The 26,098-nt window shown below is 66.7% G+C and carries 25 protein-coding genes; 10 read left to right on the top strand and 15 right to left on the bottom strand.

The window, feature by feature from the left end; all coding sequences use genetic code 11:
* Positions 1–113 precede the first annotated feature (113 nt).
* Entirely contained in the window at positions 114–1,880 is a 1,767-nt protein-coding gene (locus BKA23_RS02075; RefSeq protein WP_170226330.1) for a serine/threonine-protein kinase, read from the bottom strand.
* A 285-nt stretch (positions 1,881–2,165) separates the two neighbouring features.
* Between BKA23_RS02075 and BKA23_RS02070 the strand changes: the two genes are divergently transcribed.
* From BKA23_RS02070 to BKA23_RS02050, 5 genes are all read left to right on the top strand, one after another.
* The gene (locus tag BKA23_RS02070) at positions 2,166–3,578 is read left to right on the top strand and encodes an alpha,alpha-trehalose-phosphate synthase (UDP-forming) (protein ID WP_145225035.1); all 1,413 of its coding nucleotides are present in this window, start codon (positions 2,166–2,168) and stop codon (positions 3,576–3,578) included.
* Entirely contained in the window at positions 3,575–4,336 is a 762-nt protein-coding gene (gene otsB / locus BKA23_RS02065; RefSeq protein WP_145225033.1) for a trehalose-phosphatase, read from the top strand. Before BKA23_RS02070 ends, otsB begins: the two co-directional genes overlap by 4 nt.
* Positions 4,337–4,452: 116 nt before the next feature.
* Positions 4,453–5,538: an ABC transporter ATP-binding protein gene (locus tag BKA23_RS02060; protein ID WP_145225031.1), complete on the top strand. Its 1,086-nt coding sequence runs from the start codon at positions 4,453–4,455 to the stop codon at positions 5,536–5,538.
* A 21-nt stretch (positions 5,539–5,559) separates the two neighbouring features.
* Entirely contained in the window at positions 5,560–6,801 is a 1,242-nt protein-coding gene (locus BKA23_RS02055; RefSeq protein ID WP_145225029.1) for a DUF4032 domain-containing protein, read from the top strand.
* A 221-nt stretch (positions 6,802–7,022) separates the two neighbouring features.
* The gene (locus BKA23_RS02050; protein WP_145225027.1) at positions 7,023–7,793 is read left to right on the top strand and encodes an RDD family protein; all 771 of its coding nucleotides are present in this window, start codon (positions 7,023–7,025) and stop codon (positions 7,791–7,793) included.
* A gap of 98 nt (positions 7,794–7,891) precedes the next feature.
* Here the strand turns inward: BKA23_RS02050 and rlmB are convergent, their stop codons facing one another.
* The 7 genes from rlmB to BKA23_RS02015 form a co-directional block, all read right to left on the bottom strand.
* Positions 7,892–8,863, bottom strand: a complete 972-nt coding sequence (gene rlmB / locus BKA23_RS02045; RefSeq protein WP_145225025.1) for a 23S rRNA (guanosine(2251)-2'-O)-methyltransferase RlmB — start codon at positions 8,861–8,863, stop codon at positions 7,892–7,894.
* A 1-nt stretch (position 8,864) separates the two neighbouring features.
* Positions 8,865–10,304 (bottom strand): cysteine--tRNA ligase, encoded by a 1,440-nt coding sequence (cysS, locus tag BKA23_RS02040; protein WP_145225023.1) that lies wholly within the window; start codon positions 10,302–10,304, stop codon positions 8,865–8,867.
* Positions 10,305–10,419: 115 nt separating this feature from the next.
* Positions 10,420–11,052, bottom strand: a complete 633-nt coding sequence (locus BKA23_RS02035) for an MBL fold metallo-hydrolase (protein ID WP_145225021.1) — start codon at positions 11,050–11,052, stop codon at positions 10,420–10,422.
* Positions 11,049–12,134, bottom strand: coding sequence for an S-(hydroxymethyl)mycothiol dehydrogenase (locus BKA23_RS02030; protein WP_145225019.1), 1,086 nt, complete (start codon positions 12,132–12,134; stop codon positions 11,049–11,051). Before BKA23_RS02030 ends, BKA23_RS02035 begins: the two co-directional genes overlap by 4 nt.
* A 155-nt stretch (positions 12,135–12,289) precedes the next feature.
* A complete protein-coding gene (gene ispF, locus BKA23_RS02025; RefSeq protein ID WP_145225017.1) occupies positions 12,290–12,790 on the bottom strand; it encodes a 2-C-methyl-D-erythritol 2,4-cyclodiphosphate synthase in 501 nt (166 codons plus the stop codon).
* A complete protein-coding gene (gene ispD, locus BKA23_RS17760; RefSeq protein WP_211841569.1) occupies positions 12,787–13,932 on the bottom strand; it encodes a 2-C-methyl-D-erythritol 4-phosphate cytidylyltransferase in 1,146 nt (381 codons plus the stop codon). Before ispD ends, ispF begins: the two co-directional genes overlap by 4 nt.
* Before the next feature lie 38 nt (positions 13,933–13,970).
* On the bottom strand, positions 13,971–14,453 hold the full coding sequence (locus tag BKA23_RS02015) for a CarD family transcriptional regulator (RefSeq protein WP_145225015.1): 483 nt from the start codon (positions 14,451–14,453) through the stop codon (positions 13,971–13,973).
* Positions 14,454–14,662: 209 nt separating this feature from the next.
* Between BKA23_RS02015 and BKA23_RS02010 the strand changes: the two genes are divergently transcribed.
* Positions 14,663–15,226 carry a hypothetical protein gene (locus BKA23_RS02010; RefSeq protein ID WP_145225014.1) on the top strand — a complete coding sequence of 188 codons (564 nt, stop codon included), beginning with the start codon at positions 14,663–14,665 and terminating at the stop codon, positions 15,224–15,226.
* Between the two features lie 678 nt (positions 15,227–15,904).
* Here the strand turns inward: BKA23_RS02010 and BKA23_RS02005 are convergent.
* Both BKA23_RS02005 and BKA23_RS02000 read right to left on the bottom strand, forming a co-directional pair.
* Positions 15,905–16,588, bottom strand: coding sequence for a response regulator transcription factor (locus BKA23_RS02005; RefSeq protein ID WP_145225012.1), 684 nt, complete (start codon positions 16,586–16,588; stop codon positions 15,905–15,907).
* On the bottom strand, positions 16,585–17,790 hold the full coding sequence (locus BKA23_RS02000) for a sensor histidine kinase (protein WP_246104405.1): 1,206 nt from the start codon (positions 17,788–17,790) through the stop codon (positions 16,585–16,587). Before BKA23_RS02000 ends, BKA23_RS02005 begins: the two co-directional genes overlap by 4 nt.
* A 196-nt stretch (positions 17,791–17,986) precedes the next feature.
* Between BKA23_RS02000 and phoU the strand changes: the two genes are divergently transcribed.
* On the top strand, positions 17,987–18,652 hold the full coding sequence (gene phoU, locus BKA23_RS01995) for a phosphate signaling complex protein PhoU (RefSeq protein WP_145225008.1): 666 nt from the start codon (positions 17,987–17,989) through the stop codon (positions 18,650–18,652).
* Between the two features lie 107 nt (positions 18,653–18,759).
* Here the strand turns inward: phoU and BKA23_RS01990 are convergent, their stop codons facing one another.
* The 3 genes from BKA23_RS01990 to mshA form a co-directional block, all read right to left on the bottom strand.
* A complete protein-coding gene (locus BKA23_RS01990) occupies positions 18,760–19,503 on the bottom strand; it encodes a phosphoglyceromutase (RefSeq protein ID WP_145225006.1) in 744 nt (247 codons plus the stop codon).
* Positions 19,504–19,513: 10 nt separating this feature from the next.
* On the bottom strand, positions 19,514–20,032 hold the full coding sequence (locus BKA23_RS01985; protein ID WP_145225005.1) for a YbjN domain-containing protein: 519 nt from the start codon (positions 20,030–20,032) through the stop codon (positions 19,514–19,516).
* Positions 20,033–20,098: 66 nt separating this feature from the next.
* Entirely contained in the window at positions 20,099–21,373 is a 1,275-nt protein-coding gene (gene mshA / locus BKA23_RS01980; RefSeq protein ID WP_145228098.1) for a D-inositol-3-phosphate glycosyltransferase, read from the bottom strand.
* A gap of 455 nt (positions 21,374–21,828) precedes the next feature.
* On the opposite strand from mshA, the gene BKA23_RS17570 reads away from it, so the two are divergent.
* Entirely contained in the window at positions 21,829–22,005 is a 177-nt protein-coding gene (locus BKA23_RS17570) for a hypothetical protein (RefSeq protein WP_170226329.1), read from the top strand.
* An 81-nt stretch (positions 22,006–22,086) separates the two neighbouring features.
* Here the strand turns inward: BKA23_RS17570 and BKA23_RS01975 are convergent, their stop codons facing one another.
* Together BKA23_RS01975 and BKA23_RS01970 are read right to left on the bottom strand one after the other, a co-directional pair.
* Positions 22,087–22,584 carry an SMI1/KNR4 family protein gene (locus BKA23_RS01975; protein WP_211841568.1) on the bottom strand — a complete coding sequence of 166 codons (498 nt, stop codon included), beginning with the start codon at positions 22,582–22,584 and terminating at the stop codon, positions 22,087–22,089.
* Between the two features lie 29 nt (positions 22,585–22,613).
* Complete coding sequence (locus BKA23_RS01970) at positions 22,614–23,297, bottom strand: hypothetical protein (RefSeq protein WP_145225001.1); 684 nt, start codon at positions 23,295–23,297, stop codon at positions 22,614–22,616.
* 355 nt (positions 23,298–23,652) lie between these two features.
* On the opposite strand from BKA23_RS01970, the gene BKA23_RS01965 reads away from it, so the two are divergent.
* On the top strand, positions 23,653–24,441 hold the full coding sequence (locus BKA23_RS01965; protein WP_425473728.1) for a class I SAM-dependent methyltransferase: 789 nt from the start codon (positions 23,653–23,655) through the stop codon (positions 24,439–24,441).
* A gap of 131 nt (positions 24,442–24,572) precedes the next feature.
* Positions 24,573–26,000: an aldehyde dehydrogenase family protein gene (locus BKA23_RS01960; RefSeq protein WP_145224997.1), complete on the top strand. Its 1,428-nt coding sequence runs from the start codon at positions 24,573–24,575 to the stop codon at positions 25,998–26,000.
* Positions 26,001–26,098 lie beyond the last annotated feature (98 nt).

Genomic DNA, 26,098 nt, shown 5'->3' with positions numbered 1-26,098 from the left:
CTGAGTGAACAGTTGTTCCGGTTCGGTCAGCGCCTCGCCCGCGCCGCGCGACCTTCGCGGCCCCGCGACCTTCGCGGCCCCGCGACCTTCGCGGTCCGCTACCGACCTGCCGGTCAGCGGCCCGGAAGACTGGGCAGGAACGAGTTGATCGACATACCGGAATGGATGTCGATCGGCCACCAGTTGACCGATGACGTGAGATGTGTCAGCGCCCACACCCCGCACAGGGCGGCGATCGCGATCATCACCCCGACCATGATCTGCGTGAGCGGCTGGCCACGGACCACCCCGCGCACCACGCTGCGCGAACCCCGTCGCAACGAGGTCGCTCCGGGCCCCCACCACATCACCAGGATGGCGATCACCATCCCGGCGGCGACGGGTGCAGGCCGGTCGATCGACGTCTGACCACCTCGGGACATCGACACCGCCAAGGCGACCGCCGCGGCGGCACACGCACCGACAAAAGCGGGGATGAGCACGGTGAGCACCGTCGCGAGGAAGGCCACGACACCGTGCCAGGGCGACACGACTGTCGCCACAAAAGTGTCGGACCTGCGCGGGCCCTGATGGAAACGCCGCACCACCATCGACGTGACAGTCCTGTCGCACCAACGGGCGATGACGGCCCAGCCGATCACCGCGATACAACCGACGATCGGCCACAACGCGGACAGTCCCACCGCGACGGCCAGCAGCGCTCCCAGCGTTCCCGTGCGTGTCGGCTGACCGATGCGTGGATCCGCAGGTGGGGCGTAGCGACCGGGAGGCATCGAGGGGACGGGACGGTCGTCATCGCCGAGCGGGTTCGGTCGGCCGGACGGCCCGTAGCCGGTGTTGCGGCCATGATCGACGGCCAGTTGCTCGGTCGGATAGGCCGAAGACGGTTGTGCGTGGACCGGCGGGGCCGACGGCAGAGCGGCACCGATGACCTGGGTCGCCGGTCGGCTGCTCCGCACCGGGATGTGCCCGGTGTGACCGCCTCCGGCATACACCTTGAGTTCGGCCAGCACCTCGGCCGCGGTCGGACGCGCGGCCGGGTCCGGGGTGAGGGCGGCCCGCAACAGCGGCCGGATGCGCTCGTCCACGCCGCGCAGATCGGATTGCCCGCGGGTGACCCGGTCGAGGATCACCGGCATCGGCCCCCGACCGAACGGCGGTTCGCCGGACGCGGCATACGCCAGCGTGGCCGCCCATCCCCACCAGTCGGTGGCCTGGGTGACCTCCTCACCTTCGACGATCTCCGGCGAGAGATACCCGGGCGTCCCCATCACCAGGCCGGTCGAGGTGAGCCGGGCATCGTCGGCGACATGGGCGATGCCGAAGTCGATGAGTACGGGGTCGTCGCCGACCATCAGCACGTTGCCCGGCTTGAGGTCACGGTGCACGATGCCTGCGGCGTGAATGGCCGAAAGCGCCTCGGCCAGGCCGTGACCCAGGCGAACCAAGCGCGGTGCGCCGAAGCGGCCGGCGTCCTCGACGACGTCGTCGAGCGCGGCGCCAGGCACGAAACTGGTGACGATATAAGGACGTTCGCCATCGACGTCGGCATCCAGGAAGGCAGCGACGTAGGGCGAGCGCACCCGCACCAGCGTGCTGACCTCGCGGCGCAACCGCTCGCGGGCGCTGGGGTCGTGGGCGATGTGCGGGCGCAGGACCTTGACGGCGACGATCTCACCGGCAGGGTCCATGCCCTTGTAGACGACACCCATGCCGCCCTCGCCGAGCTTGCCGAGCAGCCGGTAGGACCCGAGCATCTCGTGCGCCACAGGCAGCGCCGCAGTCTGCTGAGAGACGTATGACGATCGTGCCGGTGGCAGTCGGTGACCACCCGTCATCGCACCACGCCCCGACAGGTCGGAGCGGCGATCGGCAGTCATGCACCCACGGTAAGACACGTCCCTGACGGCACCGTGCAATGACGCTCGGGCGACGGGAACTTCCTGCGCCACTGCGGTCCCCATTGCACGCCGAGCGCCGGCCCCGGCCACCGGGGCGGGGACCATCCCGCCGAGCCGGCACCTAGTGTGGTGTTTGTGCAGCGCGTCAGAAGTCTGGTTGGCGCGCGCGTGCGCGACATTGCCGGCTAGGCGGCGAAGCAGCCGTTCGGCAGCGTCGCACCCGCCGCACCAGGCAGGGGTCAGCCGCGACAAGGGAGTGCATCGGTGTCAGAGGACCGCACCTTCGATCTGGTCATCGCCGCCAACCGGCTGCCGGTCGACCGTGAGACACACGACGACGGCAGCGTCACCTGGCGGCGCAGCCCCGGCGGCCTGGTCACCGCGATGGAGTCGGTGATGCGCGGCCGGGAGGGCGCCTGGATCGGCTGGTCCGGCAACCCGGGCGACGCGCCGGAGCCGTTCCACCAGGACGACATGTACTTACATCCTGTCCCGCTCACCGAGCGGGAGGTCGGCGACTACTACGAGGGCTTCAGCAACGGCTCGCTGTGGCCGCTCTACCACGACGTCATCGTGCCGGCGACCTTCAAACGGCGCTGGCGAGCGGCATACGAGACCGTCAACCGCAGATTCGCCGAAGCGGCGGCCACGATCACCGCAACCGGCGGCACCGTCTGGGTGCAGGACTACCAGTTGCAGGAGATGCCCGCGATGCTGCGCGAGCTGCGACCGGATGTGCGCATCGGCTGGTTCAACCACATCCCGTTCCCGCCGGTCGAGTTGTTTATGCAGCTGCCGCGTCGGGAAGATCTGCTGCTCGGGCTGCTGGGTGCAGACTTCCTGGGCTTTCAGCGCAAGCCCGACGCCGACAACTTCCTGCGCGCCTGCCGCCAGTTGCTCGACGTCTCGGTGGAAGGCGACGAGGTGCGCCTGCCGGACGGTCGCATCGCACGTGCCGCAGCGGTGCCGATCTCGATCGACACGAGCGCATTGGCCGAACTCGCCACAACCCCGCAGGTGCAGGAACGAGCCGCCGAGATCCGCCGCCAGCTCGGTGACCCGGAGCACCTCCTGCTCGGCGTCGACCGGCTCGACTACACCAAGGGCATCCGGCACCGCCTCAAGGCGATGGGCGAGCTGTATGCCGAAGGCGCCCTCGACCCACGCACGGTGAAACTGATCCAGGTCGCGACACCGAGCCGCGAGCGGCTTGCGGCATACCAACAGATCCGGGGTGAGGTCGAGCGCACCGTCGGTCAGATCAACGGTGACTACTCCCCCATCGGCGCGACGGCAGTGACCTATCTGCACCGGTCGTTCCCCCGCGAGGAGATGGCCGCGATGTTCGTGGCGGCCGACGTGATGCTGGTGACGCCGCTGCGCGACGGAATGAATCTCGTGGCCAAGGAGTACGTCGCCTGCCACGGCGACGACGGCGCGATGGTACTCAGCGAATTCACCGGCGCTGCGCTCGAACTCGAGCAGGCTCACCTGTGCAATCCCCACGACATCGCACGGCTGAAGGACACGATCATCCGGGCCATCGAGTCCCCCATCGCCGATCGCGAGCGACGGATGCGCACGATGCGCCGGCAGGTGATGACCAACGACGTGCAGCGGTGGGCCGAACTCTTCCTCGCCGCGCTGGCTGCAGCCCCCGAACGGCCCGCGCAGTGACACCGGACCTTGATCGGGCGATCGGGACGTATGCCGCTCGGCCCTCGATTCTGGTGGCCACCGATTTCGACGGCGTGCTGGCACCGCTCGTGCATGACCCGTCGACATCGCGCCCGGTGCCCGGGTCGATCGAAGTGTTGCGCGACATCGCAGCATTGCCAGGTGTGTTCGTCACGATTGTCTCCGGACGTGACCTGGCGACCTTGCGGCAGCTGAGTGGGGTCGCGCCCCAGGAGGCGATCACGTTGATCGGCTCGCACGGGGCCGAACCAGAGCTCGCTCTGCCGATCGACGTGGAGGTGGACGAGGCGGCGCGCGAGCGCCTGAGCCGGGCGATCACAGCCTTCGAGCAGGTCGTCGACCGGCATCCGGGCACCCGGCTGGAGCACAAACCCGCAGGGGTGGTGCTGCACACCCGCGGCGTGCCCGAACACGTGGCGACGGCCGCGAGCCGTGCCGCCTTGGCCGTTGACATTCCCGATGTGCATCTGATGGCCGGCAAGCAAGTAGTCGAGGCATCAGTGCTCGATGTCACCAAAGGCGCTGCCCTGCAAGCACTTTCGCAGCTACATGCGACGACAGCTACGTGCTATCTCGGCGACGACGTCACCGACGAGAAGGCCTTCGCCGTGCTGCCGGCCGACGCCGGGCACCTCACGATCAAGGTCGGCCCGGGCGACACCCTTGCGGCATACCGGATCGACGGACCGGACGACGTGGTGGCGGTCTTCGACGCGATCAGGCGCCGACGCTTCTGAGACCATCGGCACCACCTCCGCCCGTCATACGGCAGAATGTATGTGGCTGGGATCACATCCAGTCATCCATTCACAACGGATCGTCCGGCACGTTCCTGCCGGTGAAGGAGATTGACGTGGCTACTGTCACCTATGACCAGGCAACCCGTGTCTACCCCGGGGCCGACACCGCTTCGGTCGACAAGCTCGATATCGCGATCGAGGACGGCGAGTTCCTCGTGCTGGTCGGGCCGTCCGGATCGGGCAAATCCACCGCGTTGCGCATGCTGGCCGGCCTCGAGGAGGTCAACGAGGGCCGGATCCTGATCGGTGACCGCGACGTCACCAACCTGTCCCCCAAGGACCGCGATGTGGCCATGGTCTTCCAGAACTACGCGCTGTACCCCCACATGAGCGTCGCCGACAACATGGGCTTCGCACTCAAGATCGCCGGTGTCGCCAAAGACGAAATCCGTTCTCGCGTTCTCGAAGCCGCCAAGATCCTCGACCTCGAGCCCTACCTGGACCGCAAGCCGAAGGCGCTGTCCGGTGGTCAGCGGCAGCGCGTCGCGATGGGCCGGGCGATCGTGCGCTCACCCCAGGTCTTCCTGATGGACGAGCCGCTGTCGAATCTCGACGCAAAACTGCGCGTGCAGACGCGCACCCAGATCGCTTCTCTGCAGCGGCGACTCGGCGTCACGACGGTCTACGTCACCCACGACCAGGTCGAGGCAATGACAATGGGTGACCGGGTTGCGGTGCTCAAAGACGGCATCCTTCAGCAGTGTGACACCCCGCGACGGATGTACGACCACCCCAACAATGTCTTCGTGGCGGGCTTCATCGGCTCGCCCGCGATGAACCTCATGCAGGTGCCGGTCGTCGACGGCGGTATCAAGCTGGGCACCCTGGTGCACCCGATCCAGCGTGGCGCCGCCGCACAGGTCGGCCAGAAGATCACTGTCGGCATCCGACCGGAGGATCTGGTCCCGACGACAGAGGGCGGCATCCCGGTGGAGGTCGACGTCGTCGAAGAACTCGGCGCCGACGCCTATGTCTATGGCCGCACCTCGGTCGGCGAGGAAAAGGACCAGCAGATCGTGACCCGCGTCGACGGCCGAAACGTGCCCGAGAAGGGCACGACCGTGCACTTCGCACCCAAGGGCGATGCCGCCCACCTGCACCTGTTCGACGTGGCCAGCGGGGAACGCATCGAGGAGTGAGGTCCGTGCCACCATTGACGGGTGGCACTCGACATTCTGGCGGCGCGCCCCTGGCCCGCTCTGCTCGACCTGCCGTGGCGACTGCCACTCGAGGAATGGCCCGAGGACATTCTCGCGGCCCTGCCACGAGGCATCTCGCGCCACGTCGTGCGGTTCGTGCGAGTCGAGGGGCGCGTCGTCGCCGTCAAAGAGATCAAGGACGACATCGCGCGGCGTGAGTACAACATGCTGCGCAACCTGCGGCGCCTCGATCAGCCCGCCGTCGAGCCGATCGGTGTCATCGCCGGCCGGTTGACCCGCGACGGCGAACCGCTCGACGGCTGCCTGCTGACCCGGCACCTGCAGTTCTCGTTGCCCTATCGCGCGATGCTGAGCCAGACGCTGCGGCCGGACACAGCGCAGCGCCTCATCGACGCGCTCGCTGTCCTGCTGGTCCGCCTGCACCTGACCGGGTTCTTCTGGGGCGATGTGTCACTGTCCAACACCTTGTTCAAGCGAAGCGCAGGCGAATTCGCGGCATACCTGGTGGACGCCGAGACCGGTGAGTTGCACAACACCTTGTCCGACGGGCAGCGCGAGCACGACCTCGAGATCGCGCTGGTCAACATCGCCGGCGAGCTCATGGACCTGCAGGCCGGCGGACTGCTCAATGACGAGGTCGACGCAGTCGCCGTGGCGGAGCGGATCATGGATCGCTACCGCGTGCTGTGGCAGGAGTTGACCGCGGTCGAACGCTTCGATGCCGACGAGCGGTGGCGCGTCGACGAGCGCATCCGAGTGCTCAACTCTCTCGGCTTCGATGTCGGCGAGCTCGACATCACCACCGACTTCGACGGCACGACGATCCAGATCCAGCCGAAAGTCGTTGATGCTGGCCATCATTCGCGGCGTCTGCTGCGGCTGACCGGACTGGATGTCGAAGACAATCAGGCGCGTCGTCTGCTCAACGACCTCGACTCCTATCGAGCGGCCAACGACCGGCAGAACGACGACGAGGAGCTCGTCGCACACGACTGGCTGATGCAGATCTACGAGCCGATCACACGCAGTGCGCCGCCGGAGATGCGTCGCAAGATGGAGCCGGCGGAGTTGTTCCACGAGGTGCTCGAGCACCGGTGGTACATGTCGGAGAAGGCGCACCGCGACTTCAGCATCGAGGACGCCATGCGTGACTACGTTGCCACTGTGTTGCCCGGCAAGCCCGACGACAGCGCGGTCGTCGGCGTCGACACCGACGCCATACCGGTGCGAGCCCACCGCTGACCCCTGTCGATCACGATCGCAGCATGGCCGCCGGCCGTGCTCAGTCCGCCTCGGACCGCGACTCCTGCCGCGGCCACGTGAGTGGGAACCGGAGCGGCTGCGATTCCGTCACAGCCTGGACAATGCGCAGCAGTTGAGGGCATAGCTTCGACAGCACCGCTCTACTACTGTTCCAGCAGCGACCACACCACAGTGGCCTGACAAAGGGGATTGGACACACAATGTCGAACTACGGAGACCAGTCCGGCAACGGTAACCCCTCGGGTTACCCAGGCCAGGACGGGCAAGGCTACGGACAGCAGGGTGGCCAGGGTTATGGTCAGCAGGGCGGCGGTTACCCACAGCAGGGTGGCCAGGGCTACGGCCAACAGCCGTCGTACCCGCAACAGGGTGGCCAGGGCTACGGCCAACAGCCGTCGTACCCGCAACAGGGTGGCCAGGGCTACGGCCAGCAGCCGTCATACCCGCAGCAGGGTGGCCAGCAGAGCGGCTATCCGCAGGTGGGTCAGCAGTACGGCGGGCAAGGCGGGTCCTATGCCTCGTGGGGTAAGCGGGTTCTCGCCTCTATCGTCGACGGCTTGCTGTTCATCCCCGGCTGGATCGTGTACGCCATCGGTTTCGCCGTCGGTGAGAGCGGAATGCACACCACCACGGATGCCTACGGCAACACGATGACCACTGGCACCTTCAATTCCGGCGGCGTCATCCTCATCCTGATCGGTCTTCTTTACATTGCAGCCGTCGCGATCTGGAACATCATCATCAGGCAGGGCAAGACCGGCCAGAGTGTTGGCAAGTCGACGATGCACATCCGCGTGGTCAGTGAGCAGACCGGGCAGCCGCAGTCCATCGGGATGAACTTCGTTCGCCAGATCGCGCACATCGTCGACAGCATCCTGTGTCTCATCGGTTACCTGTGGCCGCTGTGGGACAGCAAGCGCCAGACCTTCGCCGACAAGATCATGGGCACGATCGTCATCGACAACCAGTGACCACAACTCATCACCACAACTGAACAAGCGAGAGGGCTGTATGCCGGCCAGATGGTCGGCACACAGCCCTCTCGTATGTGGTTGCGGATAAACCAGATTCAGCGGCCGGAGCGCTGTCGGGCGACTTCGTAGAGCGTCACGGATGCCGCGATGCCGGCGTTCAGCGACTCCACCGTCGAGCTCATCGGCACCGACACGATCTGGTCGCACGTCTCGCCGACCAGCCGTGACAGGCCCTTGCCCTCCGAGCCGACCACGATCACCAGCGGCTGGTCAGCGAGTTCGAGGCCCGGCAGCTCGACGTCACCATCCATGTCGAGACCGATCACGAAGAAACCCGCCTTGCGGAAGTCGACCAGCGTGCGGGTCAGATTGCCCGCGAGCGCCACCGGCACCCGGGCTGCCGCACCGGCCGAGGTCTTCCAGGCGGCCGCGGTCATGCCCGCCGAGCGTCGCTCGGGCACGATCACCCCGTGTCCGCCGAAGGCCGCGACCGATCGCACGATCGCGCCGAGGTTGCGAGGGTCGGTGATCCCGTCGAGTGCCACCACCAGCGGAGCGCCCGGGGCCTCGGGATTCATCAGGTCGTCCGGATGTGCATAGTCGTACGGTGGCACCTGCAGCGCCAGACCCTGATGGGTCGCGCCGTCGGTCAGCCTGTCCAGCTCGGGGCGCTGTGCCTCCATGATCGGAATCACCCGGTCAGCAGCGATCTTGAGGGCTTCCTTCACGCGATCGTCGGAGTCGATGCGACCCGCGACATACAGCGCGGTGGCGGGAATCCCGGCGCGCAGTGCCTCGACGACCGAGTTGCGACCGGCGATGACCTCGGTCGACGCCTTGGCCGACCGCCCGCCGGACGTGCCGCCGGCCGGTCGCTGACGCCCCGAAGCGGAGGCCTCCGTGCGACGAGCAGCCTTGAATGCCTTGTGATTCGGGCGTTCGGCAGCCTTGGGTGTAGGCCCCTTGCCCTCGAGTCCGCGGCGGCGCTGACCGCCGCTGCCGACGGTTGCTCCCTTGCGAGAATTACCCTTGCGGATCGCTCCGCGTCGGCTTGAATTACCAGGCATGTCAGGCCTTTTCGTCGTCTTGAACGGCGACGGGTCTGCCCGTCACCGACCAGCGGGCACCATCGAGGGAATCCTCGACGGTGATGCCCGCTGCGGTCAGCTGGGCTCTGATCTGGTCGGCAGTGGCGAAGTCGCGCGCCGCACGCGCAACCCTGCGTTGCTCGATGAGCGCGTCCACCAGCACCGACAAAGCATCCTCCGATGCCGAATCAACCGCCGAATTCCATTGTGGGTCAAGTGGGTTCACCCCAAGCACCTCGGTCATCGCGACGACGCTGCGAGCAGCCTGCTGCGCAGCGCCGGGATCACCGTCGTCCAGCGCGCTGTTGCCCTGCCGGACCGTGTCGAAGACGACCGCGAGCGCACCGGAGACGTTGATGTCGTCATCCATCGCCGCCGCGAAGGCCTCCGGGATGCTGCCACCGTCGGCCGGCACGCCGTCGGGCAGTGCACGCGCAAGGAAGCTCTCGATCCGCTCCAGCGCCGCAGCGGCCTCGGACAGCGCGGCCGGGTGGTATTCGATCGTCGAGCGGTAGTGGACCGCACCCAGGTAGTAGCGCAGCACCAACGGACGCACCGTGCGCGTCAGCTCGAGCACGTTGAGGGTGTTGCCGAGCGACTTGCTCATCTTTTCGCCACCCATGGTGACCCAGCCGTTGTGCATCCAATACTGCGCGAAACCCATTCCGGCAGCTCGTGATTGGGCTTGCTCATTCTCGTGATGCGGGAACCGCAGATCGATGCCCCCGCCGTGTATGTCGAAGCGGTCCCCCAGCCAGCGTCGTGCCATGGCAGAGCACTCGAGGTGCCAGCCGGGGCGCCCTTCACCCCATGGGGTCGGCCAGTTCGCCGACGCGGGCTCGTCGGCCTTGCGACCCTTCCAGAGCGCGAAGTCGCGCGGGTCGCGCTTGCCGCGCGGGTCGGCGTCGGTCGCGGACTCCATGTCGTCGACGCTCTGCCGGGTGAGCTCCCCATACGTCGGCCAGGAGCGCACGTCGAAGTAGACATCGCCGCTGCCGTCGGTTGCGGCATACGCGTGGCCCTTGTCGATGAGGATCTCGATCAGTTGCACCATGTCGGTGATGTGACCGGTCGCGCGCGGCTCGTACGTCGGGCGCTGCACACCCAGCAGGTCGAGCGCGTCGTTGGTCTCGCGCTCGAAGGCATACGACCAGGCGATCCAGTCGGCACCAGCCGCCGCCGACTTGGCCAGAATCTTGTCGTCGACGTCGGTGACATTGCGGATCAATGTCACGTCATACCCATGGCCGATCGTCAGCCAGCGGCGCAGTATGTCGAAGGCCACCGCGAAACGGACGTGTCCGATGTGCGGTGCTCCCTGGGTGGTGAGACCGCAGATGTAGATGCCGACGCGACCTTCGTGCAGCGGCTCGAACGGGCGCTGCGTGCCGGTGGCGGTGTCATGGATCTGCAAGGTCACCGGTGAAGTTTATCGGCCCTGTGCGGTGGCCGAGTTCACCGACGATCGCGGCGGCCGCCCCACACGACGGCGGTCGCGCCCGGGTCGAGCGGCGTGCCGCAGTCAACGGTCGCGATCAGTGGCCGCGGTCGAGCCACTCCTGCACGTGGGGTGCCTCGGCCCCGATGGTGGTGTCGTCGCCGTGGCCGGTGTGGACGACGGTCTCGGGCGGCAACGTCAGCAACCTCTGCCGGATCGAGTCGACGATCGTGGGGAAGTCGCTGAAGGACCGACCGGTCGCGCCCGGACCGCCCTGGAACAGGGTGTCTCCGCTGAAGACCACGCCCTCGTCGGCCAGCAGCAGGCAGCACGCGCCCGGCGAATGCCCGGGTGTGTGCAGCACCCGCAGCTCGGACCCGGCGACGGGGATGACCTGGCCGTCGTCAAGGCCGCCCTCGGGCGGAGTCCCGACCACTCGATCCCACAGCATCCGGTCCGCGTCGTTGATCAGCACCTGCACGTCCGGTCGAGCGGCACGTATGTCGGCCACCGCGTCGATGTGGTCGTCGTGCCCGTGCGTGCACAGCACGTGGGTGAGCGTGCGGTCGCCCACCGCAGCGAGGATCGCCTCCGCGTCGTGGGCCGCGTCGATGACATCGCACTGGCTGTCGTCACCGACGATCCAGACGTTGTTCTCGACCTCCCAGGTGCCACCGTCGATGCTGAACGTGCCTGAGGTGACGACCTTTTCGACGCGGAGCCCACTCACAGCTCGACCACCGAGCGCAACACGGTGCCCTCGTGCATCTTGTCGAAAGCCGCCTCGACCTGGTCGAGGGCGATGCGCTCACTGACAAAGGCGTCGAGGTCGAAGCGCCCCTGACGGTAGAGGTCGATGAGCATCGGGAAGTCGCGCGAGGGCAGGCAGTCGCCATACCAGCTGGACTTGAGCGCGCCGCCCCGGCCGAAGATCTCGATCAGCGGCAACTCGACCTTCAGCTCCGGTGTCGGCACACCGACAAGGACGACCGTTCCGGCGAGATCCCTTGCAAAGAAGGCCTGTTCGTACGTTTCAGGACGCCCGACGGCGTCGATCACGACGTCGGCGCCGTTGCCGCCGGTGAGCTCGCGGATGCGTTCGACGGCGTCTTCGTCGCGGGAGTTGACGGTGTGAGTCGCTCCGAAATGCTTGGCCTTCGCCAGCTTCCGGTCATCGACATCGACCGCGATGATCGTCGTCGCCCCGGCGATCGCGGCGCCCGCGACGGCCGCGTCACCGACGCCGCCGCAGCCGATCACCGCCACGCTGTCACCGCGCGTGACACCACCTGTGTTGACCGCCGCACCGAAGCCCGCCATGACACCGCAGCCGAGCAATCCGGCTGCAACGGCAGATGCGTCGCGGTCGACCTTGGTGCACTGACCGGCCGCGACAAGCGTCTTTTCGGCGAACGCACCGATGCCGAGGGCCGGGCTGAGCTCGGTGCCGTCGGTCAGTGTCATCTTCTGCCGGGCGTTGTGGGTGCTGAAGCAGTACCACGGCTTGCCCTTGCTGCACGCGCGGCACTGGCCGCACACCGCCCGCCAGTTCAGAATCACGAAGTCGCCCGGCGCCACGTCGGTCACTCCGTCGCCGACCGCCTCGACCGTGCCGGCGGCTTCGTGACCGAGCAGGAAGGGGAATTCGTCGTTGATGCCGCCCTCGCGGTAGTGCAGGTCGGTGTGGCAGACCCCGCACGCCTCGATCGCGACGACAGCCTCCCCGGGGCCCGGGTCGGGCACCACGATGTCGACGACCTCGACCGGCTCGCCCTTCGCACGGGCGATGACACCTTTGACTGTGGACGGCATACGTGTACTCCCTACGGTCGGTCGGACGCGACTTGCCCAACCGACCCTACGACGCAGGGGTGATCACCGGCAGAGGTGCGTCCGGCTGATCGAGGCATCACCGCTGACAGTGTCGGCGAGCGGGCCGGCCGACATCGTCGGCCTCGACCCGGATTTCACCGTGTCGACGGATCCTCGAGCGCTGTGACGATCGCCGTGGCGATGGCGGCGACGCCTTCGCCACGGCCGGTCAGCCCGAGCCCGTCGGCCGTGGTCGCTGACACGGCCACCGGCGCACCGCCGAGGGCCGCGGACAACACCCGCTGCGCCTCCTCGCGCCTCGCGCCGACCTTGGGACGATTCCCGATGATCTGCACCGCGACGTTGCCGATCTCAAAACCGTTGTCCGCCAATATTTTTCGAGCTTCAGAAAGAAGCTTCGGCCCGCGGGCACCCGCGAGCTCCGGCCGCCCGGTGCCGAAATGCTGGCCGAGGTCGCCAAGGCCGGCGGCGGAGAAGAGCGCGTCACAGATCGCGTGGGAGGCGACGTCCCCGTCGGAATGACCCTCGATGCCGCGCTCACCCGGCCACTCCAGACCGGCAAGGTGGAGCGGTCGGTCGTCGTCGGCATACGCGTGGACGTCGGTGCCGATTCCGACACGTGGCACAGCGGTCACTGCAGTTCCCTTCGGATCACGTCGACGAGGTCGGCGACCTCGGCGGTGCTGGTGTCGAGCACGAGATCGGCGCGCCAGGGCTGGTAGTGCCGAGCCTGGATCTGGTCCCAGGTGGGTTTGGTGAGCCCGGGGACATCCGTCACACGAGTGGTTGCCCGCCGTCGGTGCACATCGCGATCGGAGCAGACCACCTCGACCTCGAGCAGCCGCGCCCCGGTGGCAGTTGCCACCTGTCGCCAGCCGTCGCGCGACTCGACCACCGGATTCACCGAATCCGCGACCACCGAGCAGCCACCGGCGAGCAGGTCACGGGCGATCGCCATACAGCCCGCGTATGGCGCGATCTCGGCCGCGTCGAGCGTGCCCGCGTCGGCGAGCGCCTGATGCAGCGTGTCCACTCGCACATGCGCGAATCCACGTGCTGCGCACAGTGCCTGCGCCACGGTGGTTTTGCCGCTGCCCGGCAGTCCCCCGAGCACGACGAGGCTCGGCGACGGCTGCGGAGTGTCCAACAGGCGTTCGGCCGTCGTGAGGTCCGCTTGGACGGTGATCTTGATCGCCGAGGGATCACCGTCGACCACGACAACCCGACCGCCAGCGCGTTCGACCAGTGCGGCGTCATCGGTGGCGAGGTGGCCACCCGAGTGCGCCGCCTCGAGCGCCGCGCGCCGGAATCCCTGCGGGGTCTGTATGGCGCGCAGCGTCGCCCGGTCCGGCGTCGCCGTCACGACACGGTCGCTGTCGACGGCCTTGATGGTGTCGGTGACAGGCAGCCCGGGCACAACGGCGTCGGCGCCGCCCGCGACCGCGGCGATCACCCGGCGAAAGAGCGCGACGGGGGCGAGCGCGCGGGCGGCATCGTGCACGAGCACGACCTGCGCAGCGGCCGGTACCGCGGCGAGCCCGGCGGCCACCGAGTCGGTGCGTTCGGCGCCCCCGGCGACGACGGTGACAGCAGGCAGCAGTTCCTCGAAGCGCGTGACGTGCGTCGCAGGCGCCACCACCACCAGGTGATCGGCGACGTCACGGGCGGCGGTGACGGCGTGCTCGACGAGTGTGCGGCCACGCAGCGCGACGAGGGCTTTCGGCATACCGGCCCCGAGGCGGGTGCCGAGTCCGGCTGCCACGACGACAACGCCCACGACGAGATCGTCGTGGGCGTTGTCGTCAGACTTGACGCTCAGGAGGCGAGCACCTCGTCGAGCGTGGCCTCCGCCTTGTCCTCGTTGGTGTGCTCGGCCAGCGCGAGCTCGGACACCAGGATCTGGCGGGCCTTGGCCAGCATGCGCTTCTCACCGGCGGACAGGCCGCGGTCCTGGTCGCGGCGCCAGAGGTCGCGCACGACCTCGGCGACCTTGATGACGTCACCAGAGGCGAGCTTCTCGAGATTGGCTTTGTACCGGCGGGACCAGTTGGTCGGCTCCTCGGTGTGGTCGGCGCGCAGCACCTCGAACACACGGTCGAGGCCCTCCTTGCCGACGACATCGCGGACCCCGACCAGGTCACAGTTCTCTGCCGGGACTTCGATGGTCAGATCACCCTGGGCAACCTTGAGGACCAGATACTGCTTGTCCTCGCCCTTGATCTTGCGGACTTTGATTTCTTCGATGAGAGCCGCGCCGTGATGCGGGTAAACGACTGTCTCGCCGACCTTGAAAACCATGTGGTGTTTGCCCCTTTCGCGACTCTCAGGATATCACGAGTTATCCAGGTCACATAAACGTTTGTGCAGGTCAGAGGCCTCTCCGACCGTCCACCCGATGGGGTGGAAGCTCTTGACAAGCACTCGACCAACATGCATCACGGGCCGACGCGGAGCGACGAGGGCCGCCCGGTGACCTATCCCGGCGCGGGACCGCTAGGCTGGCGCGCGTGACGCCTCGACTGCCCCGCACCGCCGCAAAGCTGGCCCGCCCCGCCATGGGTGCGCTCACCCTCGTCGGCACGGCAAGCGTGCTGAGCGGGTGCATGTATCTGTCCCCCGCGCAGACCACCGTCAGCTATGACGCCGCAGACGGCACGAGCGCGACGATCGGCTCTGTCCAACTCCAGGATGTCGCGATCGTCAGCAGCGCGAAGGGCGCCAGCGGCTCCATGATCGGCATGGCGACCAACAACAGCACCTCTGCTGTGCAGTTGACGGTCACCCCCAGCGGCGGCTCGGCCGAGACCGTGACGATCCCCGGTTCAACAGCCGTCCGCCTCGACGGTCAGACCAGCGGCGACAGCACGCAGACGGTCAGCCCGGTCGAGGTCGCCAACGTCACCGCCATCCCAGGTAGCTTCATGGCAGTGACCTTCCAGACCGCCGACGGCGGCCAGAACACCGTGCAGGTGCCGGTACTGCTCGACCAGCCGCCCTACGGCAGTGCCAGCCCGAGCCACCCGACATACACCCCGCCATCGACCTCGGCGGTCTCCGAACCACCCGCCTGATCACGGGGAATCGGGCATCGCCCTCCCGTCGTCCGTTAGACGAGCGCACGCTCTGCCCGGTCGTGCCCCGCTCGCTCGCTCGCCTGCCCGGCCGCGCACCCTCGCTCGCCTGCCCGGTCGCGCCCCTTCGCTCGCCTGCCCGGTCGCACACCCTCGCTCGCCTGCCCGGTCGCACCAACCCTCGTCGGTTCGCACGCATCACTTGCAGCACTTTGATCACAGAGAGTTGGCCCAGATGTCGCTTACTTCCCGGTAGCGAGCTTCGTGGCGGAAATTTTCGACATCTCGACCACTCGGTTGTGACGCATGATGACGATTTGCCGCGCCACCGACTCGACTACCCCCGTCACTTTTTTGGTGAGCCCTGAACGGGGCTTCTGGTCGCCAGGCCCGGCATGACTGACTGCCCCTGCCGTTCGCATGATCCGGGAGCGGGCACCGTCACCAGGTATGGGTTCGATGAGGCAAGTGGGCATTGGCTCCCGAGCCGATAAAGCAAGTGGCGCCGTCACCAGGACTGGGTTCGATGAGGCAAGTGGGCATTGGCTCCCGAGCCGATAAGGCACGTGGCACCGTCACCAGGACTGGATCCACGCGGCAAGCGGGCGCCATCCGAAGGGCGGATGCTCCCCGGAAGGGCGGAGAGCCGACGAGAGCGGCTCACACCACGGAACGCGCTCAGGACACCTCGAACTTGTAACCCAGACCGCGCACGGTGACGATGTACCGCGGGTTGGCCGGCTCGGGTTCGATCTTGGCGCGCAGTCGCTTGACGTGCACATCCAGCGTCTTGGTGTCCCCGACGTAGTCGCTGCCCCACACCCGGTCGATCAGCTGGCCCCGGGTGAGCACGCGCCCGGTGTTGCGCAGCAGCAGCTCCAACAGCTCGAACTCCTTGAGTGGCAAGGCCGTGACCGCCCCGTCGACGACGACCGTGTGCCGTTCGACGTCCATCCGCACCGGGCCGCCCTGCAGTGTCGCCGGCATGAGCTCGTCCTGGTCGAGACCGCGGCGCAGCACCGCCTTGATGCGGGCCAGCAGTTCGCGCGAGCTGTACGGCTTGGTGATGTAGTCGTCGGCGCCGAGTTCGAGACCGACGACCTTGTCGACCTCGCTGTCCTTGGCGGTCAGCATGATCACCGGCACGTTCGATTTCTGCCGCAGCACTCGGCACACGTCCACCCCGGACATGCCCGGGAGCATCAGATCGAGCAGCACCAGGTCGGCCCCGCCCCGGTCGAACTCCAGCAGTGCGTCGGGGCCGGTCTCGGCCAGAGCGACGTCATACCCCTCTTTGCCGAGCAGGTAACTGAGCGGGTCGGAGATGGATTCTTCGTCCTCGACCACGAGGATGCGGGTCATGAACTGGTGACCTTCCTGGATTCGTCGGATGTGTCCTGCGGGTGGGCAAGCTGATGTATGGCGGGGCGTGCGGCCGGCAACCGGATCGTGAACGTCGAGCCTTGTCCTTCCTCGGACCACACGCTGACCTCGCCACCGTGATTGGCACACACATGTTTGACGATCGCCAGTCCGAGGCCGGTGCCACCGGTGCTGCGCGAGCGCGCCGCATCGACCCGGTAGAACCGCTCGAATACACGCTCCAGATCCGCTGCCGGGATGCCGCGGCCCTGGTCCTTGACCACGATCGTGACCAGGTCTTCATCCGGCAGCACAGTGATGCCGACGCGGGTGCCGGGGTCCGAGTAGGCCACGGCGTTCTCGGCCAGGTTGCGGATCGCCGTGGTGATGAGGTTGCTGTCGCCATACACCTGGGCCGGCACGGCCAGGTCGCCAAGCGCTGTGGTGAGGTCGATGCGTTTGCCGTCGGCGACGACCTTGAGGTGGTCGACGGCATCTTTGACGCAGGCGCGCACGTCGACCAGCACCGGTTCGTCGAGGGTGTCGGCGACCTGCAGGCGCGACAACTCGACGATCTCCTGCACCAGCCGGGCCAGGCGCGAGGTTTCGGTGCGCATCCGGCCGGCGAAGCGATGCACGGCCTCCGGGTCGTCGCGGGCGTCGTCCATCGCCTCGGCAAGCAGAGTCAGACCGCTGACCGGCGTCTTGAGTTCGTGCGAGACGTTGACGACGAAATCACGGCGGGTCTCCTCGACGCGACGGGAGTGCGTGCGGTCGTCGATGAGCAAGAGCACGTGCTGTCCGCTGAGTGCGGCAACCCGCACACCGATCGTCAACCGGCCCTGACCGAGAGGTCCGCGCGCGACATCCAGCTCGACCTCGCGCACGTCGTCGTCACGACGCACCTGACGCACCAGCGACAGCAGTTGCGCGTGCGCCAACTCGCTGTCGCGCACCAGCCCGAGGGCCTGCGCGCTGGCGCTGTGACGCACCACCTTGTCCGATGCATCGACGACCACCGTCACCGATCGCAGCACGTCGAGCACCTCGACCACGCCTGGCGTCAGGGGGGAGCGTGCCGCGGTGCTGTCAGGCGTCACACCTGTCAGGTCGGTCGGCGCGGGGCGACCCCACCGAACGAGGAAGGCACCCACGCCACCGACCGCCAGACCCACGATGAGGGCGATCGAAGCGAGCAACACGACGACCAATCTACGGCCCGCTGAGAGCGACTTCGGCCAGCAGAACGCTGTATCGCCCTGGATCGCCTGTTGTTCACCTCGGCGCCGCAAAACGTTTACGACATACTGCGACTGTCGAGCGACGCACCGTGTGATGTGCGTGCTCCACCGCTGTGCGGCAGGTCGCCGTCAGCCACCACAAGAGGGACCGAAACACATGCGTGATGCTTTCCACGAGGATCTGGACAAGATCTCCGACGACCTGGTCGAGATGACCACGATGGTCGGCACCGCCATGTCCCGGGCGACGACCGCACTGCTCGAAGCGCGACTGGCCGACGCCGAGAGCGTCATCGCCTCGGATGACGACATCGATGCGCTGCGCCGGCAGATCGACGACCGCGCGGTGGATCTGCTGGCCCGGCAGCAGCCGGTTGCGACGGACCTGCGCATGGTGGTCACCGCGATGCACATGAACAGCGACATCGAGCGCATGGGCGACCTCGCGCGGCACATCGCCAAGGTTGCGCGGATGCGTTACCCGGAGAGCGCGGTGCCCGAACCGTTGCGGCAGACCATTGTCGAGATGGCGCAGGTCGCCGGGCGCCTGGTGCAGATGACCGGCGCTGCGATCGCCGACAAGGACGTCCACAGTGCCATCGAGATCGGCCGCGTCGACGACGAGATGGACGAGCTGCACCGCAAGGTCTTCGCCGCCCTGCTGGGCCAGGACTGGTCGCACGGCATGGAGGCCGCCGTCGACACGACCCTCATCGGCCGCTACTACGAGCGCTTCGGCGACCACGCCGTGGCCGTCGCCAACCGGATCGTCTACCTGGTCACCGGGCGGTACGGCACCGAGGACGAGGGCCTGGAGCGCTGATCGCGCCACCATTCACATACGCATGAACGCCGGGCCTGCTCGACTGAGCAGGCCCGGCGTTTCCTGTGCGTGAGGTCCGGGTATGCCGCCGGCGCGGCCCCGGGCTGTCAGCGCCCCTGGTTGGCGACCGCCTCGGCGGCAGCGAGGGCGGCCTCCCGGTCGAGGTACTCCCCGCCCTTGACGGTGGGTGCGAAGTCGTCGTCGAGCTGGTAGACCAGCGGCTGGCCGGTCGGGATGTTGAGGCCGACGATCTCGTCGTCGCCGATGCCGTCGAGGTGCTTGACCAGCGCACGCAGCGAGTTGCCGTGTGCGGCGACCAGCACGGTCTTGCCTGCCGCAAGATCGGGCTTGATCGAGTCCTCCCAGTAAGGCAGGAAGCGGGCGATGACGTCCTTGAGGCACTCGGTCGCCGGCATCTCAGGACCGAGGTCTGCATAGCGCGGGTCGCCGTCCTGGCTGAACTCGCTGCCCGTCTCGATCGGCGGCGGCGGAACGTCGTACGAGCGACGCCAGGTCATGAACTGCTCTTCGCCGAACTGCTCGAGGGTGGCCTTCTTGTCCTTGCCCTGCAGCGCTCCGTAGTGGCGCTCGTTCAGCCGCCAGCTGCGGCGAACGGGAATCCAGTGTCGGTCGGCCGCGTCGAGAGCCAGGCCCGCGGTCGTGATCGCACGACGCAGCAAGCTGGTGTGCACGACGTTCGGCAGCACCCCGGCCTGCTTGATGAGTTCGCCGCCGTGCACCGCCTCTGCCTGGCCCTTGGCGCTGAGCGGCACGTCGACCCAGCCGGTGAAGAGGTTCTTGGCGTTCCATTCGGACTCGCCGTGGCGCAACAGCACGAGGGTTCTGGTCATGTCAGTAATCCTATTTCGCATCGGCCGACGCGGAGTCGGCATCCAACAGGTGGCGGAATGCCTCGAGATTGCGGGTCGACTCGCCGCGGCTGATCCGCCAGTTCCATTCTTTCTGCATCGAGCTGCGGAAGCCGATCACCAGCAGCTCGTTGAAGGCACCGTCGGCGGCTTCGAGAATCGTGCCGAACAGCGTGTCGAGATACTCGCCGTCAACGGCACGCAGGGCTGCGCGAGTCACGACATACACGTCCCCGTGCTCGTCGACGGCGTACCCGACACCGGGCCTACGCAGATTGCGGCGCAGCAGGAACCGGAAGAATTCGGCTTCGTTCTCGTCCGCGTGACGTATGACGAAAGCCGTTGTAACTATTGCCTTTTCGCCGATGAGCAACGAGCAGACGGTCTTGAGCTTGCGCTCGCCCGGAAGGGTCACGACATACTCGCCGTCGCGGGCCCCGGGCTCCCACTCGACTTCGGCTTCCGCGAGATAGCGCTCGACCTCCTGCTGGACGTGCTCGGCGGTGCTCATCAGGCATCCTCTCGGCGGTCACAGAAGTGGGGTCGTTGACGTTCGGCTGTCATTGACGTCGGGCGGTCATGGGATGGGGGCGGCGTGCACGCCGAGGATCGGCTGATTCGCGGCACGCTCGGTCTGCAGGGCGTGGTCGCACGCGTGCGCGTAGATCTCCAAGAGTCGGTCGGTGGTGGCATCCCAGCCGAAGGTAGCGGCATGCCGAACGGCGTTGTCACTCAACTGCTTTCGGGTCACGTCGTCGTCGAGCAGGTCGCCGATCGCAGCGGCCCAGGCCTGCGGGTCGTGGCCGTCGACAAGCACACCGGCGTCAGCCACCGCCATCGGCAGACCACCCACAGCTGCAGCGACGACCGGGGTACCGCAGGCCTGCGCCTCAAGTGCGACCAGCCCGAAGGACTCCGAACGCGAAGGAACCGCAAGCAGATCCGCTGCTTGATACCACCGGGCCAGCTCGGCGCGAGTGACCGGAGGCGCGAACTGGACCACATCGGCGATGCCGAGATCCCGCGCGAGTTGTTGCAACGACCGGGGCCGGTCGAGTCCTGATCCGCTGGGTCCGCCGAGGATCGCCAGCACCAGCCGGGAACGCCTCGCGGGGTCCGCCTCGATCAGCTGGGCGATCGCCCGCACGAGCACATCAGGAGCCTTGAGTGGCTGGATGCGACCGACGAAGAGCACCACCTCCGCATCGCGAGGCAGTCCGACGGCCTCACGTGCGAGGGTCTTGTCGCCAGGAACGAAGGTGTCGAGATCCACGCCCGGAGACACGACCTCGACGCGGGCACAGCTTGCGCCATACAGGTCGATCAGCTCGCGAGCCTCGCGCTCGGTGTTGGCGACCAGCAGGCTCGCGGCACGGACCACCTGCTCCTCGCCGATCTCGCGACCGTTCGGCTCGGGGCGGTCGCCGCTGGCGAGCGCAGCGTTCTTGACCTTGGCCATGGTGTGCATCGTGTGGACCAGCGGAACCTGCCAGCGGTCGGCGGCGAGCCAGCCGACCTGCCCGGAGAGCCAGTAATGCGAATGGACCAGGTCGTAGTGGCCCTCGGGGCTGATCGCTACGTGGCGCATGACGCCGGCGGCAAAGGCGCAGAGCTGACCGGGGAGGTCATCTTTGAAGAGGCCCTCGTAGGGACCGGCGTCGATGTGCCGCACCAGCACACCAGGGGCAAGTTGCACCGTTTCGGCGAGGGCGGCCGAGGTGCGACGGGTGAAGATCTCGACGTCGATTCCCTTGCCGGCAAGGCGTTTTGCGGTTTCGACGACGTACACATTGAGACCGCCGGCGTCACCGGTGCCGGGTTGTTCGAGGGGTGAGGTGTGCACGCTGATCATCGCGACGCGCCGCACGTGGGGCTGCGTCTCGATCGGGGAAGTCACCCAGCCAGTCTGGCACTTCTCAGCTGTCGTGGTGCGACCGGAGCGACCCGCGGGCGCCGCCGCCCACGGCGCCAGCGCGTGCAGCCATGATCCACAGGCGCGGGCACTTTTCCTGAACGCGGCTCGCTCGGCGCGCTATAACACGCAGCGAATGGCGCGAACGACTCACCGTTGCCATTGGCCTTCTCCAAAGTGCCGATCACCGTTCAACGCAGGATCGGCGAAGACCTCCTTGCTGATCTCATGGAATCCGACCTCGGCAGCCAAGACGATCGAGCCCTCGCACGACGTATCGTGGCTCACCGCGTCAGAGGTGTCGCTGCCGCTTTTCCCGCTGACGAACCCATTGCGGTAGACGCTAACGAAACCAGCGGCGATACTGACAACTGCAGTGATTCGGAGGTTCGGCAATGACCGCAACAGCAGACCACACGCCCTTCGTCGTGCACGCCAGCGAAGTACGGATGGCTCGCGCCCTGGTACGCGATCTGGAGCGTCGCAACGAACACGTCGATCCCGCCGTGCGACACCTCGCCAGACTCCACATACCCGGCGAGAAACCGTCCTCGCTCGACGAAGCCGTCTGACAGCGGCTCTGCCGTCGGTCTGCAGCTGTCCCCTACTCATAGCGGAACGTACTGCTGGCGCTTCGCTCAAGTCAGCCGATCTCAGCTTTGGAGAAAGTAGTTGACCTCTTCGCGGTTGTAATCCGTCATCGCCAAGAAGTACTCACTGAAGTTGGGAAAACGATCGACCTCCGATCCCGCAAACCAAATGACCGTTCCTGGGATCGTTGATGACTTCGTGAGCATCACGAACAAGTCGAGGTCGCTTGCTGAGACCGCGATTGGCAGTAAGTCCTCGCGGCGCAGGCCGCTCGCAGCCAAGGCAACATCTTCGACGTAGCTGAGCATTTCAGCCCCGCGAAGCGCCGCACCTCCACCGAGCAAATCTCCCGAACCGAACAGATCGACGACCTGATAGAAAGTCGGCCAGCCGTCGGCGTGAAGCAGGAACTCTCGGTACTGAGGATCCAGCGACTCACCCAGATGAGCTTCAACCCGCCGGAGCGTCTCTTCACTTGCAGCGATCCTAGGCAATCGAAAGTACCACAACTTCTTGGTATCGACTTCAGACAACGCCTGCTTAACCAAGACGAGTTGCACGATCAACTGCTTCCAATTAACCGCAGACATCACTCACGACTCTGGACCAACGCCAGCGGCAGAGGCTCATGCCTGGACCCGCGAACCACAGGCAAGGCGCCGACGACCGACCGTTCGATGCCAAAGCCGGCCGCAATCAAGCGGTCCGTCTCAGCTTTCACATCGTCGACGTCCAGAACGATGTGACGAGACAGAGGTTCACCCACAGGCAGCACCACGACGCCACCTACACCCGCGAGATAAGCTGCGGAACCACCATAAAAAACGCGAGTGGAATTTCTCATTCCCATCGCCTCCAACGTTCGCGCGGCGGTCTCACCAATGCGCACGTCGCACCACACAGATACATCTGCGAGGTTATCAACTCGTGAGCTTTCCATCAGTTGGTCTACCAACAAGGACCGATCACCAAAACGAACCTTCAGGGACGTGTAGGAATCAGTCCGATACCAATCCAGATCGACACCGGCAGCACGAGCGAACCGCTCAAACTTTGCCAAATCAGCGACTTCAAAACCAGGCATTATCTCACCACTGACAGCCCCGCGAATCGGTCGAGACAGAGCGATTCGACCGCGCCCCATATCGAATTCCGTCCACAATGGATCATCTGATATTTGCGTGCCGCCCAAGACGCCAAGCACATTAATCCATGGATCCAATTCTTCGGCATGGACCGTCGGCCGGAGAACCAGTTGAAAATATGGGTCCATGATTTGAAACCTCACATCCGGTATCGTCGACACAACCTCCCCATTCAAGATGAGTGTACCGATTTTCTTACCGACCTCGGCTGATCGGCGTACGACGATAAGTCGCGCTACGCCAGAACCCACCTCTGTCGTGTCAGCCCAGCAGACCGCAGACCGACCGGGGCTCATGCCCTCACAATCAGTCATAACCACTTCGGGGACCCGTATGCATCGCGATCGTGCCTCAAGGGGTTGCGTGCACGCGTACAGCGACGAGGGCAGAAGCATGACCAAGCTCCCGACCGTTCCGGTTCTGTCCATGGCATCAGGCGGAATCTGGCACTTCTAAGCTGTCGTGGTGCGACCGGAGCGACCAGTGGGGACCGTCACCCGGGGCACGACCAACCCGAATCGGCTGCGCCGATGTGACCGGTGGCTGGCCGGACCACAGGCGTGGCGGCTGCGCGCCGCGGCTCACCCACCTGTCGTCGTCGACCTCGGGTATGGCGCATCCCCGGTCACCGCTGTCGAACTGCTGGCGCGACTTCGGCGGGTGCGATCGGACGTGCAGGTGGTCGGCATCGAGATCTCACCGGAACGCGTAGCGGCTGCCCTGCCGCTCGCGGCGCCCGGATTGTCTTTCGTCCGAGGCGGTTTCGAAGTCCCGGTGCCTGGTCAGGTGGACATCGTCCGCGCGTTCAACGTCCTGCGTCAGTATGACGAGGCCGACGTTCCCGTCGCTTGGTCGCGTGTGTGCGAGCGCCTGTCTGCGGACGGACTCTTCGTCGACGGCACGTGCGACGAACTCGGGCGACTCGCGACCTGGGTGGCGCTGGACCGCTCGGGTCCCCTGTCACTGACGGTCTCGTTCCGGCTGGCGGGACTGCAGACGCCGTCGACCATCGCCGAGCGCCTGCCGAAGGCGCTGATCCATCGCAATGTGCCCGGCGAGCGGGTGCACGAGTTTCTGGCGGCACTGGATCAGGCGTGGGCGCAGGCGAGCCCGCATGCGTCATACGGCTCGCGGCAGAGATTCATCCAGGTGGCCGCTCAGTTGCGCGAGGCCGGGTGGCCGTTGCTGGACGGCCCGAAACGATGGCGCCTCGGCGAACTCACGGTTGCCTGGGGCGCGGTCGCTCCCGCGGACCTGAGCCAGACCCGCTGACCCATCAGCCGGCGGCGGCGACCTGCGCGACGAGAACGCAGCCCCGGTCGTTATGGTCGATTGTGAGGCATTTCACTGACGAGATGCCCGGCAGACTTCACCTCTGCCGACCCCGCGGCGAAGGAAGACCGATGCGCGATTACGACAAGTTCTACATCGACGGCAGCTGGGTCGCACCGGCCAAGGCCGACACCTGCGATGTCATCAACCCGGCCAACGAGCAGGTCGCCGGCACCATCTCGCTGGGCTCGAGCGAGGACGTCGACCGTGCGGTCGCAGCCGCACGCCGCGCCTTCGACTCGTGGTCGCAGACGACGGTCGAGGAACGCGGCGAGGTGATGGACGCGATCATCGCCGAATACGCCCGCCGTTCGGACGAACTCGCGACCGCGGTGACCGAGGAGATGGGCGCTCCGACCAAGCTCGCGCAGACCGCCCAGGTCGCCCTCGGGCACGCTCACCTGGCGACCGCCCGTGAGGCGATGAAGACGTATGCGTTCTCCGAGCAGCGCGGCACGACGCTCATCGCGCACGAGCCGATCGGCGTGTGCGCGTTCATCACCCCGTGGAACTGGCCCTTGAACCAGATCACCTGCAAGGTCGCGCCGGCACTGGCCACTGGATGCACGATGGTGCTCAAACCCTCTGAGGTTGCACCGTTTTCGGCATACATCTTCGCCGAGATCCTCGACAAGGCTGGCGTTCCGGCCGGTGTCTTCAACCTGGTCAACGGCGACGGAGCCGGTGTCGGTGCAGCCCTGTCCGCCCACCCCGGCGTCGACATGGTCAGCTTCACCGGCTCGACCCGGGCCGGCATCGAGGTCGCCCGCGCTGCCGCGCCCACGGTCAAGCGCGTGCACCAGGAGCTCGGCGGCAAGAGCCCGAACATCCTGCTTGACGACGACACCCTGCCCAAGGCGGTCAAGATCGGCGTCGCCTCGGTGATGCAGAACTCCGGACAGTCCTGCAATGCCCCGACGCGCATGCTCGTGCCGAAATCGCGGATGGACGAGGCGCTCGAGATCGCCAAGGGCGCCGCGGAGAAGACCACCGTCGGCGACCCGTCCTCCGACGTCAAGATCGGGCCTGTCGTCTCCGAAGCGCAGTTCTCCAAGATCCAGTCGCTGATCCAGACCGGCATCGACGAAGGCGCCACTCTGGTCGCCGGCGGCACCGGCCGCCCTGAAGGCCTGGACACCGGGTTCTATGTGAAGCCGACGATTTTCGGCAATGTCACCAACGACATGGACATCGCCCGTCAGGAGATCTTCGGGCCGGTCCTGGTCATCATCGGGTATGACGATGTCGACCAGGCCGTCGAGATCGGCAATGACACCGACTACGGCCTCGCGGCATACGTCAGCGGCGCGGACCTCGACGAGGTGCGCAAGGTGGCCTCCCGGCTGCGCGCCGGCCAGGTCAACATCAACAGCGCCGCCCTCGACTTCAGCGCTCCCTTCGGCGGCTACAAGCAGTCGGGCAACGGCCGCGAGTGGGGCGACAAGGCGTTCGCCGACTTCTTGGAGACCAAGGCTGTCATCGGGTACGCCGGCAGCTGACCGTCTGCACGCATGACCGGCGCGGGGCGCCGCGGACTTCTCATCCGCGGTGCCCCGTTCGCATCTCGGCTCGATCCGTACAACCGGCGACGCCCTCT

It is taken from the genome of Rudaeicoccus suwonensis, assembly GCF_007829035.1.
GTDB lineage: Bacteria > Actinomycetota > Actinomycetes > Actinomycetales > Dermatophilaceae > Rudaeicoccus > Rudaeicoccus suwonensis.
The sequence above is the reverse complement of the archived record's forward strand: the minus strand, read 5'-3'. Positions and strand labels throughout refer to the sequence as shown.